The organism is Labrys okinawensis (assembly GCF_047345005.1).
GTDB classification, from domain to species: Bacteria; Pseudomonadota; Alphaproteobacteria; order Rhizobiales; family Labraceae; genus Labrys; species Labrys okinawensis.
Genome location: NZ_CP178864.1, coordinates 6,031,226 through 6,042,985, shown reverse-complemented (window position 1 = coordinate 6,042,985; position 11,760 = coordinate 6,031,226). Strand labels below are relative to the sequence as shown.

The window sequence follows — 11,760 nt, the reverse complement described above, 5'->3', positions numbered from 1 at the left end:
TGCCTTGGTAAATAATGTCAGACGTTTCACCGACGATTCCCAAAAACACTTCGGCGATTCTAAAATAACGACAATGGAATTCGTTCTGACTTACCATATGTGATCGTGCTGGCACACCATCAGGATCACGTTAATTCGCACGCGCCATCAAGACCACGCCAGAAATGATCACAATTAGGCCAATGATCCGCATCATATGGATCTGTTCGCCTAGTAGGACGATTCCGGCGACGACGGTTAGAACGATCCCCAGGGCGACACACGGATAGGCCTGCGACACGTCGATACGGGCAAGGACCAAAAGCCATACGACAGCACTTAGGCCAAAGGCCAGCAGTCCTAATATGACCAATGGGTTGAGCGCAACGACGACGAGTACTTCCCTCAGATCCGATCGGTTCGCCATCGCCGTCTGGACGGATCGGGCTGACATTCCGAGCTTGAGCAGGATCTGGGCGGAGGAGGAAAGCAGCACGCTGACGAGCACGAGCACAATGGTCCCGAATTTCATGATGGCGTGCTTTCTGAAGGTTTAAAGACGCAAAGATTGCCAAACTGGGCCACGGGCGCCTGGGGGGATGACTGCAGGCAGCCGTCGACCACATACGAGATCCCCTGCCGAGCGGCATAATTGAGGCGATCGGGCAAGTTCTTCAGGTTTCTCACCTCCGTCAGCCGGTTCCGCCATGTCCAGTAATAGGCGGGTGCCCACATGACAGCGGCGCCGGAGGGGGTAAATACCCAGGACTGGCGGTGCGAAAAATAGGGGAAGACCTCCGACCCCTCGAAGAGCCTATCCTGATCCTCGTTCGACGGGGGGAGCATCTGCCCTGTGCCCCGCGAAATTCCAGGAGGCATGAGGAACACCGCTTTCAAAGGCGTGTTGGTCTGGGCCCATTCGGCCAAGGCCTCCCAGTCGTTTCGGCTATTCAGGGCGTTACGCTCCCAAACCGCGATTCCATAGATGTGCACCGCGATGAACAAGGCCGCTGCTGCAAGAAAGGCAGGTGCAGCATAATAGCGCCACGGTGTTTTGACGACGGGCCACAGACTGCGTATTCCCAGCACCAGGAGCAATGGGATCAGCATCGTCTTGAATGTACAGGACAGCGCGACCATGGCTGGAGCCCATACATGGCGATCGGACTCGGCAGATGAGAATGTCCATCTGGTCGTCAGGGCCGCGATGCCGATTGCGCAGAGCAGGTGAACAGTCGTGCCCGATCGCAGAAGGTGCAGGTTCAGCAACATCCTTGCGTCCGTCAGGGCAGGAAGGAAGGTTCCGATCACCCAGACGACAACAGCCCCGCACAGCGCAGGTATAAGATATGACTGCGGTTGCCGAAGCATCGATGAGGCAATTGCGCCACAAAGAAAAATGACGGCGAATTGCCACAGGTCTTGCAAAGGGAGGGAGGAAACGAGGAAGTGATACGGATAGAAGGCCTTGAGATAGTCAATGTAACCAAAGGCTGGCGTCGCCTCGGTGTATGGGTTCGTCATGATATTGTAGACGACAGGTGCTGCCAGAAACGCGGCACCCGCCAGACCGAGTGCCGCCGGCTTGGAAAGCGAACGCAAGGTCCACCTGCCCTGCCGCCATTGAGTGCAGATGATGAACAGCAGCGGGACGACTGTCCAGACGGCAACAAAGGCATTGAGAAAGAACGTCAAGCCATTCATCACGAATGCAGCGGTAATCCGACCGCGAGCGGCCCAGGCAAGCGCAAAAAGGGTCGTACTATTGGCAAGTTCGGATTGCGTGAAACCGTCGATCAGCAATCCTCCGGCGCCCGCCTTCGCGAATCCCTGGAGGATGGACGAAAGAGCGATCAGTGTGACGAATACCAATTGTTCCTTGCTGGCCTTGATGCCTAGCAAGTCTGCCCACGCGAGCATACCGGCAAACAAAAGCATACGCGATAGGATCTGAAAGAGAAAAAGTATCCAATAAACATCCCGGCCATGCACGCGGTCAGAAAGTACCTGCCAAAATCCCGATGAATAAAAGCGCAAACTCTGGATGAACATATCACCGGAGAATTGTGGCTCGTTGTAAAGCCCCGCAAGAATAGGTAGATGGTAGTAATTATTGCCCCATCCACCAATATATCCCGACATTACTAGGGAGAGTGCGGTGCCAAACGATACGATCGCGAAGGCAATGCACCAAGACCGAACAGATCCAGCCCCCAAGGCAGGCGTAGTCGGCGTCGTAAATGATTGAGCCATGTTAAAGCGACGCCAAAACGACAATCAGGAATGAGCATGCCATGGCAATGCGACTCGTGCGATCACGCAATGCCCAGATGACCGGATCATCATGCATATCGCGTCGATGCGCGACCATGAGGGCGCGTGCGAGCAGAAAGAGCAGAATGGGCGATAAGATCCACAAATAATTCGGATGCCTGTACATTGCCTTTACTGCATCCGACGTAATGTATAGCGTAAAGACGGTTACCGCATTTGTACCACAAGCCGCTGCAAGGGCCGCGAGTATAAATAGATCGTCCTTGATATATGCACGGCTGCTTGACTCTGGAAGATTATTATCGAGGCGAACAAGCAACTCGGTATATCTCTTGATCAAGGCCAGAGAAGTGAATGCGAAGAGCGAAAACGCCAGAATCCATTCGGATAGAACGATGCCGGTTGCAGCGGCGCCGGCGAGGAGCCGGATGGTATACAGAAGTGCGAGGCCAACAACGTCGCCAAGCTTTTTGCGCTTCAGCCAGAACGAATAGCAAGTCGTCAAGACGATATAACCGGCCAGCGTTAAGGCAAATATCCATGGTAAGAACATGCAGGCCACGACAGCGCACAGTCCCAGAATAGGTATCGCTGCAAGAGCCGCGTGCCCGGATAAGGCGCCACTGGCGAGTGGCCGGTTTCTTTTAGACGGGTGAAGTCGATCGTCGCTAAGATCCACGAGATCGTTCAGAAGATAGATCGCTGACGCTGCTGCACAGAAAGCAAAGAAAGCCGCGCAACTTTGCAGGATAATTTCCAAGTTAAAGGCGTGCGCCGCAAACGCAGGAACAAAGACAAGAATGTTTTTGGCGTATTGATGAACTCGAAGGGCTCGTCTCCAAGTTTTCAAATTCGCGGGCGCCGATTTCAGCACAATCACATTGCCGAGCTCGTGCAATTTCTTAAGTGTTCCCGCGTCAAGACCTATTGCATAGCGATTTCCGGCGTGCCGCCAGATAGCTAGATCGCTACGATGGTTCCCAATGTAGTCGAAGCCGCCTTCGCCAAATGCTTCCGTGAGCGCCACCGCTTTGTTGGCACCCGCGAGATTGTGATCTGTGCTGCTGGCAAATACGCCATCGAAGACGCCGAGATGATCGGCAATGGCGCGTGCAAATCGCTCGTTGGTAGCAGTTGCAAGAAAAACCTGACGCCCCTGACGACGGGCGTCTTCGATCAAACCCAGGACCTCCTGATTATAAGGCAGCGTTGCAACGTCTATATCGACCAGCGACGCCAATGCCTGTTTCAGCTGGGCCCTCCCCTTCAACAAGGAAGAAAGTAGAGACGGCAAACTGGTAGGGCTTTTCCCAACACAATGAAAAAAAGATTCGATGAGAAGATCCGACGCAATTAAGGTTCCGTCGAGATCGACTACGAGTGGATTAAGCACCTTGTTGGCTGCCGACGCTAAAACTTCCATTCCTGCCTCAATAGCTATAGAGTGTTAAGAGAATGTCGAATTCTACGACAAAAATGTCAATGTTACCGAACAATTTACTTGTGGTAGCGTAACAAAAAATAATCTTCGTTAAAAGAGTGAATCAACCCGGCATAGCCGAAAAGAGTAGTTGATATCGAATGGAGATATTCGAAAGCTGGCCCTGTCTCCTTGGGTTTCACGAGCTTATCACAATCATCTGATGGTGACACTACTTAGTCACGGCCAACCTTGCGCGGTCCTTGAGGATATTCGGCAGTAGGGACTTGGGTGTTTTGCCTTCAGATGGAATCACCAAGAATCGTAAAATGCTTTTAATACCAATGCGCTAACGTTGGGGATCCGTTCCCGCCAGGACGCATTTTGCTCTAGGGTCGAAACTCATTCAAGCTATTGAAAGAATTTTTCCAATGTGATTCAAAGCTTTGAATGAAGCTTGGAGCTTGGATCATGGCGAATGAGTTCTGGTTCAGTGACGATCAATGGGCGAGGATTGAGCCACTCTTGCCGAAGCATCGATCCGGCGCGCATCGGGTCGATGATCGCCGGGTCATCAGCGGCATTGTCCACGTCCTCAAAAGTGGGTGCCGCTGGCAAGATTGCCCAGCTCGGTACGGTCCGGCGACCACCGTCTATAATCGCTTTCGACGTTGGACGATGCAGGGAATTTGGCGTCGCCTGTTCCTCGCCTTGATCGAGGTTACTCCTGGCGAGGCGCAGATGATCGACTCCACAACCGCCAAGGCCCATCGTTCCGCCGCTGGCGGAAAAGGGGGGACCAAATTCAAGCGATCGGGCGCTCACGCGCTGGCCGCACGACCAAAATCCATGCCGTTGTAGACGGTTGGGGACGACCAATAGCCTTCGAAGTGACCCCCGGCCAATTGGGCGATGTCAGAGTAGCCCTGCCTTTGCTCGCTTCTTTGCCGCCAGCCGCCTTGTGTGCGGCAGACACTGCCTATGACAGCGATGGCCTCCGCCAATTCTTGCTGGAGCGCGGAACTCGGCCGGTCATACCCAACAATCCAACCCGCAAGCGACCTCATCCCTTCTATCCACCCCTCTACAGAGAGAGAAATCTTATCGAACGTATGTTCTGCAGGCTCAAGGACTGGCGGCGCATCGCAACACGCTATGACAAACTCGCTATCGTCTTCGCTGCAGGCGTATACCTCGCTGCTGCCGTCACCTGGTGGCTCTGATTGAGTCTCGACCCTAGGGGGCAGGGCGATCGCCGACACGTACAAGCCGTGCCGGTGCAAATCAAGGATCATATCTCCCCAGGTCAGACCACCGAACGGCCCCCCTTAGGCCGGCGAAAGAAGCATGGGCGAAACGCCGCCGCTAGTCTATCCGCGGCATGCCCCGGGATGACCGATGCATCGCAAGCCAGGAATTTTCAAACGGCGGATGTGGGCAGTTTCGTTCCGGCATCAATGATCATTGCTCCAATCTTTCAAAGTTTGGAGCCACCGCCAACCCTGGCGCGGTTCACAGGCAAGGCGCAAGGCAATCGAGGTCTGGTTCCAGGATCAGGTTCGGATCGGCCGGAGAAGAACCAATACGAAAAAGGGTTGCTATGAAGCGTGAATAAGTTGGTGAGGGATTAGCTCAAAAGAATAAGACCTTACAATTGGGCTATCCTGATTTGATCCGCCAAATGCGATCTTGTTGAAGGATATCAATCTGGTAAATAAACTTATGTCTCTCACAAACGTGTCGCTCAGCGAGCGAAATGAGGTTCAAATGTTTTCATCAGGAAAGCGCTGCCCACTGCCGGCAAAGCTGACAAGGTGCCAGGGATGAATACGTCGCCCCGCGGGATTGCTGTTGACCCGAACAGTGAGGTTCTTCGTGATTGATCGTGCACAGACGTCGAGAGAACCTGATGACTACGATGCGCCGCCCGCTGAGTCGTCATCGCTCGGGGAGTGGGCGAGTCGGCTGTCTATCGCCATTTGGATCGCGTTTGCCGCAGTATGCCTTACGCTTTGCGTTTATATTATACTCCGAGCTAAGTACTCTGGCGAAGATTCTTGGCTTCCGATGGGGCGCGCCCTCGATTTCCTGAAGCAGCCTTCTTCGGGATTGGTTTATCAGACGTTGTTCTTTTCCGAACACGTCAAATTTCAATACCCCCCTGCTGGCTTGCTTATTCTTGATCTGCTGCGTTGGATTGGAATTCGAACGCCTGAGGAATTGAACTTCATCAATGCTGGCCTGCTGATCGCGACTGGTCTCGTATTCGCTGTATTTTCAGTTCGAGTTCTAGGCTCGATTCGAATATTTAAGGTCGCAGTTCCGATTGGTCCGATCGCCTTTATCCTAGCGCTCCGATTTTATCCCAGCAATTTGGCCTTTCAAATCGGACAAATGCAAATCTTGTTGGGTTTCCTCTTTTTGCTCGCCTGCTGGGCAGTTTTGAATGATCGGCGTGTGTTAGCGGGGGCGCTTATCGCTTTGGCTGCAACGGTCAAGCCACAATTCCTTCCCTTGGGCGTGCTGGCGCTTTGGCAAAGAAATTGGCGCTTCGCCGCTGGAATGATTGGCGTGACGGCGGCGTCACTTGCGCTTTCCATAAGTCTTTACGGCTGGCTTACCCACCTCGATTATTTGAGTGTGCTTTCATTCCTGTCCAAGCACGGGGAATATCAGCATCTGAATCAATCCCTTGGTGGCTTCTTGGTTCGCGAACTGTATCAGGGACCCTCACTTGACCGGGATCCCAGCGGCTCGATTCCGCAATCCGCGTTTCCCCCGTATATCGCAGCAGTTTACATTCCGACAATCATCTCAAGCCTTCTGATGTTGCTCACTCCTTTTTTGGTTCGCTCCAAGGGCACTGATCGAATTTCAAGGCTTCTGGAGTTTTGCACTGCATCGTTGCTGTTTACCATGGCCTCACCGATCGCTTGGGTGCACCACTACAATATCCTTTTGCCGGTCTATATAGTTGCGCTTAAGGGGGTGTTCGAGCGGTGGCAAGGTGCACGGGCACGGATTGCGCTTACGTTATTGGGAGTTTCCCTGCTGTTGACTGGATATCCGTGGGCGCTAGCCAGCGATCCTACAATCCCGTCGCTGGATCTCCTGCAGTCACACGTATTTTTTGGAGCGCTTATGCTCGTCGGAATCTTGCTGATCGAAATGCGGGCCCCTCTGTTGCGGGTTGAACCTGGCAAATCGTCGGCACGCGTGACAAGCGGTGTCTCAGGACTTTCGACGGGAAGCATGGGTCATTCGTGACTATTCCAGACTGGCGGGTTGACCTGAGACCCCCTTTTTCCTGGTTTGAGAAGGAGTCGGTTTATCGCTCAGATGCTCTCCGATTTTGGACCACCCGGCTGGGGGGAGTTTCTGAGCGGACGAGCCTGCCCCGAGTTTGAACCGGTCAGCTGGCTACCTCCAGGGGTTAATCCGGTCGCCAAGAGCTACACGTTGGCGGCCGATTGACGAGCGATATCGGGGGCGGTTTCCGGTCGCGCCGCGAACTGCCCTGGACCTGCCGGACGCTGGCTTGATCGAATTGCGCCGCGATTGGCGGTTTGTTCAATGCAGGTGGTCGTTTGCTTCGGCCACTGCGAGCGGAATGTTGCCGATCGGTTCGAGAAGCCTTCGGTCGTTGAACCAGTCAACCCATGCGAGTGAGGCCATCTCCATCGCGGCCAAGACGTGCCGCGCCGAGATCGGGTCGACTTGGAGGGCCCACACATTTTCCAGGCCCACGCGATCTAGCTTAGAGCGCTACCAGGTCGGCGCGGTTGATCCAATTCATATAAATATGATGGATGCTTGGGGTCGAGATCACGCGTGGGCCGGGAGGACTTTAGTGGCGGAAGAAAAGCGTATTGGCCCTACATCGTGGCCGCCTTCCGGGTAGCGGCCTACATAGTCCCCGGTTTCCCTCTCTGGCTTCCAATCGCGGTCAGTATCGTGTGGGTGGGTGCTGCTGTGGTCGTCCTCGGCATATTCGGCCCGGCCCTTTGGGCCGCGAGCGGAGACTGGACCCCGACAGCTTCGTTCTCGGGCACCATCCGCACGAACTCCAGCCTTCTCGCCCAGGAAGCCGCCGGCGTCCTGCCGCCACGTTGCCGAATCCGCCGACCAGGAAGCGCGCGCCTGACAGGCTGGCGGAAACTTCCCTTTGCAACAGTCATTTGAGGGGGGAATCGGCGGCCGCCGGCGGGTCGGCCTCACCGCGTATCGCGGGATCATAGTTCCCGCCCGTGGTATCGGAAAGGCAAGATCACGGCACGGGGAAACTAGCTTTGTCGCTATGCGAATGCTAGAAGCGCGCGCGAGTACAGGAGTTGTTGTCATTTCCACCACCAAGACCAATATTTCGAAGCAGATCCCCATTGACGCGATCCCGCTGCTGCGGCGCCTGTTCCGGGATGAGGGCGTTCGCAATCTCAAATTCTATGCGGCCTCGATCGCGGCGGGCGCTGTGGAAGCGGCGATGGGGGGCTGCTGGCCTGGCTGATCGGACCGGTGATCCGCGCCTTGGGGGGCGATGTCAGCCTGCGCACGATTGCCGGCCTGGCGGTGGCGGCGATCGTGGTGTTTCTGGTCAGGGGCGTATCGGGCTACCTGAAGGATACGATCATGGCGAGGATCGGCAACAGCATCATCGCCAACATCCAAAGGCGCCTGTTCGACCATGTCGTGCAGCAGGACATGGCGTATTTCACGGCGCGCCATTCCAGCGAAATGGTCACCTCCAACGGCTTTGTTGCCAGTTCCGCACGCGGGGCTTCCAACCTGTTGGTGGATTTGGTCACCAATGTGCTGCAGGTCATCTCGCTCGTGGTCGTGATGTTCGTGCGCGATCCCCTGCTGGCCTTCACCGCCATGATCGTGATGCCGCCGGCGATCCTCGGGCTTCGCTATGTCACGCGCCGGGTCGGGCGCCTGGTGAGACGGCAATATCAAAGCTCCACCCAGATCACCGGCACCCTGCAGGAAACCTCCCAGGGCATCCGCGTGGTGAAGTCCTTCGGCATGGAGGACGCCATGCGCCGGCGCATGGAAGCCGGCATCCTCGAGGCGCAGATGGCCGCCAACAAGATGGCCGGCCTGGCCTACCGCGCCGATCCCATCATGGACACGATGGCCGGCGTCGCCGTGGCGGCGGTGATCGTCTATGGTGGCTGGCGCATCACGAATGGCGAGCTGACGCTTGGGGGGCTGGCCTCGTTTCTGTTCGCCTTCCTGGCCATGTACGCCCCGTCCAAGGCGCTGGCCAAGACCAATGTCAGCCTCAACGCCGCGATCGCCGGCGTCAGCATGTTCTACGAGATCATGGACACGCCCGCCGGGGAGGGGGCGGTCGAACGGGCCAAGCCGGCCTTTGTGAAGAAGGGCGGCACCGTGGTCTTCGACAGGGTGACCTTCGGCTACAAGCCGGACGAGCCGGTGCTGCGCGAGCTTTCGCTCCATGTCGAGGCTGGCAAGACGACGGCGCTGGTCGGCCAGTCCGGCGGCGGCAAGTCGACGGTGGTCAACCTGATCCTGCGCTTCTACGAGCCGCAATCGGGGGTGATCACCATCGACGGCCAGGATATCGGCAAGGTCTCGATCGGCAGCCTGCGCGAGGCGATGGCCTATGTCGGCCAGGACGTCTACCTCTTCGGAGGCACCATCCGCGAGAACATCGCCTTCGGCCATCCCGGCGCCTCGCAGGAAGCGATCGAGGCGGCGGCGAAGGCGGCCTATGCCCATGATTTCATCCAGGCCTTCGAGCGGGGCTACGATACCGAGGTGGGCGAACGCGGCCTGCAGCTCTCCGGCGGCCAGCGCGCCCGCATCGCCATCGCCCGCGCCATCCTGCGCGATGCCTCGATGATCCTGCTGGACGAAGCGACGGCGGCGCTCGATTCCGAATCCGAGCAGGCCGTGCAGAATGCGCTCGACGATCTGTGCGCCGGACGCACCGTCGTCGTCATCGCCCATCGCCTGCAGACGATCCAGGAGGCCGACAAGATCTGCGTGATCGAGGCTGGCCGCGTGGTCGAAGAGGGCACGCATGAGCAATTGCTCGCCCGCGGCGGGCGCTATGCCTATCTCCACGCCGTGCAGTTCCGCGAAGAGCTCGAACTCGCGCCGGTCTAAGAAAACCCTTTATTCCGTAAGGTCATCATGCCCTACTCGATCCGACTGCACGCTGGTCGATGTTACGGATAAACTGGTCGCCAAGCTCCTCCGGCCTCGGGCATTGCAGCTATTCGGCAATCTCGGATGCTGGAGCGGCAACGCGTTGGCAAAGGCTTCTATGAAGCCACAGATGATCCGTCGACCGTTTGGAAGATGACAATTGACAGAAACTAGGCCGGAATTGATATTCCCAAGTTTCTCCTAAGCAGTCATATCACAAATTCCGTAGGCCCGATGTTCCCATGCTCGTTTTCATCGTCAGTGAAGAATATAACTTAGACATCGCCAGCGACTGCTAGCGCCAGTACCTTCCGCTACCTTCGGCTCCGTGCAGTCGGATAGTTACGAGTGCGATTTCCGTCAACTGGCAATTCTTCTTCAAGGCCGCCGACCGCGATTCCAAAAGTTAAGATGGGGATTTGAACAGGTGACTTGCTACTCTCAAAACTGCATTTGAATGCATTCTGACCCCAATCTAAACTGCGCTGGCCAATTGATAGCGCCCTAGACCGCACAGTGCCGAGACGGCCACGCACGTTGCCTAGTTACGGCATCTTAGTGTTCGAGTTATTCTGTAACATTTCTGCAAAAAAAGAAAACGCGTGGGGATAGCTGACAGCACTTAGTTTTCAAAGTGTGAAACTGAATTAATGCAACTAATACGATATTCTGAATTATGAGCGATCCAGAATCCGAAATAAACTCCTTGATATCGTTATCGTAGGTGTAGCGAAACAGGATTATAAGATTACATTCAGAAAACCGACATGCTAATATACCCAAAATTTACTAGGTGTGTCGACTTTGCAGGCTTATATGCTTACCACTTTCGGATTTTATAAAAATTCTAAGGCTATAAAACACTAAAATGAAGCAACGTTACTGTATGGTTGTTTTGGGATAAATTGCATCAGTGGCGATGCGTCCTTCAGTTCCCCTTGAAGAGTACGCGCTTGACTTATTGGAAAAAAAAGTATTCATACCCCTCCAGATGTAAGGCCACACTGCCTCCACGGTTGGGTTGTATTCATGCCGAAAGTCATTGTGGGTGTTCCCGTCTATAACGGCGGCGACCAGCTTGCGGAGTGTCTCGAATGCCTCATTTCGCAGACACTGAAGGACATTGAAATTCGCATATATGATAATGCCTCATGGGATCATACGGGTGAAATTGCCCAGGAGTATGTGAGGAAAGATCCGCGCGTTAAATATGTCCGGCATCCCGAAAATATCCGCGCAATGCCGAATTTTCTAAGCGTGTTGCGCGACTGCGAGACAGAGTTTGTAATGTGGCGCGCTCATGATGATCTGTCTTCGCCGGATTACATCGAAGGTCTCTACAACGCGCTCATCGCCGACCCCACTGCCAACGTTGCAGTTGCGAGCACACGTTCGACATCCAGGAACAAAGAGGTCCGGCTGAGCAGGCCGAGGCCATTCAAGGGCAAAGGAACTGTCTCCGCGGTCATCCAGTTGATGTTCAATTCCCACGCCGGGTGGTTTTACGGACTTTGGCGCCGGGATGCGCTGCTCGCCGACTTTCAAGACTGCTGGGCCGCGTTTCCGCACCCCTGGGCGTTGGATCATTTGATCCTGTTTCCTTCGCTGCTGAAACGGGCCGTGGCTGTGGTTCCGGAAGTCACATTTATCCAGAGGCTGGTGACCAAGTCCTATTCACCAGCAAAAGGCACGAAGCCCCCAGTCGAACACATGATCGCATTGCGGCACCTCTTCGCGGCCCAATGTCGGCATTACATTGATCGTTCCTCTTATTCGGCCCTTCAGAAGATCCTGATCCGGGCTGCCCTGCCGATTTACGTGGATCGCCGAGTTTATAAATTGCGCAAGATCATCAAAAGAAAACTATTCCGAGATAGAAGTTTGCCCGCGTATGGCAACGAATTCTGATACGG

The 11,760-nt window shown here is 55.2% G+C and carries 9 protein-coding genes; 6 read left to right on the top strand and 3 right to left on the bottom strand.

Annotated elements, in window-relative coordinates:
• Positions 1–130: 130 nt before the first annotated feature.
• From ACMDCR_RS28110 to ACMDCR_RS28100, 3 genes are read right to left on the bottom strand one after another with little or no spacing between them, the layout of a single operon-like run.
• On the bottom strand, positions 131–511 hold the full coding sequence (locus ACMDCR_RS28110; RefSeq protein WP_413989776.1) for a DMT family transporter: 381 nt from the start codon (positions 509–511) through the stop codon (positions 131–133).
• Complete coding sequence (locus tag ACMDCR_RS28105; protein ID WP_413989775.1) at positions 508–2,232, bottom strand: hypothetical protein; 1,725 nt, start codon at positions 2,230–2,232, stop codon at positions 508–510. Before ACMDCR_RS28105 ends, ACMDCR_RS28110 begins: the two co-directional genes overlap by 4 nt.
• A 1-nt stretch (position 2,233) precedes the next feature.
• Positions 2,234–3,676, bottom strand: a complete 1,443-nt coding sequence (locus ACMDCR_RS28100) for a UbiA family prenyltransferase (protein WP_413989774.1) — start codon at positions 3,674–3,676, stop codon at positions 2,234–2,236.
• Between the two features lie 468 nt (positions 3,677–4,144).
• Between ACMDCR_RS28100 and ACMDCR_RS28095 the strand changes: the two genes are divergently transcribed.
• The 6 genes from ACMDCR_RS28095 to ACMDCR_RS28070 all read left to right on the top strand — a co-directional run bounded on the left by ACMDCR_RS28095 (position 4,145) and on the right by ACMDCR_RS28070 (position 11,755).
• A protein-coding gene (locus tag ACMDCR_RS28095) for an IS5 family transposase (RefSeq protein ID WP_413988602.1) occupies positions 4,145–4,896 on the top strand; the annotation gives its coding sequence in 2 pieces (ribosomal slippage) (positions 4,145–4,478 and positions 4,478–4,896; 753 coding nt in all).
• 168 nt (positions 4,897–5,064) lie between these two features.
• Positions 5,065–5,277, top strand: coding sequence for a hypothetical protein (locus ACMDCR_RS28090; RefSeq protein ID WP_413989773.1), 213 nt, complete (start codon positions 5,065–5,067; stop codon positions 5,275–5,277).
• A gap of 463 nt (positions 5,278–5,740) precedes the next feature.
• On the top strand, positions 5,741–6,940 hold the full coding sequence (locus ACMDCR_RS28085) for a glycosyltransferase family 87 protein (protein WP_413989772.1): 1,200 nt from the start codon (positions 5,741–5,743) through the stop codon (positions 6,938–6,940).
• A gap of 1,036 nt (positions 6,941–7,976) precedes the next feature.
• Positions 7,977–8,177, top strand: coding sequence for a hypothetical protein (locus ACMDCR_RS28080; protein WP_413989771.1), 201 nt, complete (start codon positions 7,977–7,979; stop codon positions 8,175–8,177).
• An 8-nt stretch (positions 8,178–8,185) separates the two neighbouring features.
• On the top strand, positions 8,186–9,805 hold the full coding sequence (locus ACMDCR_RS28075) for an ABC transporter ATP-binding protein (protein WP_413989770.1): 1,620 nt from the start codon (positions 8,186–8,188) through the stop codon (positions 9,803–9,805).
• A gap of 1,071 nt (positions 9,806–10,876) precedes the next feature.
• Positions 10,877–11,755, top strand: a complete 879-nt coding sequence (locus ACMDCR_RS28070) for a glycosyltransferase family 2 protein (protein WP_413989769.1) — start codon at positions 10,877–10,879, stop codon at positions 11,753–11,755.
• Positions 11,756–11,760: the final 5 nt, after the last annotated feature.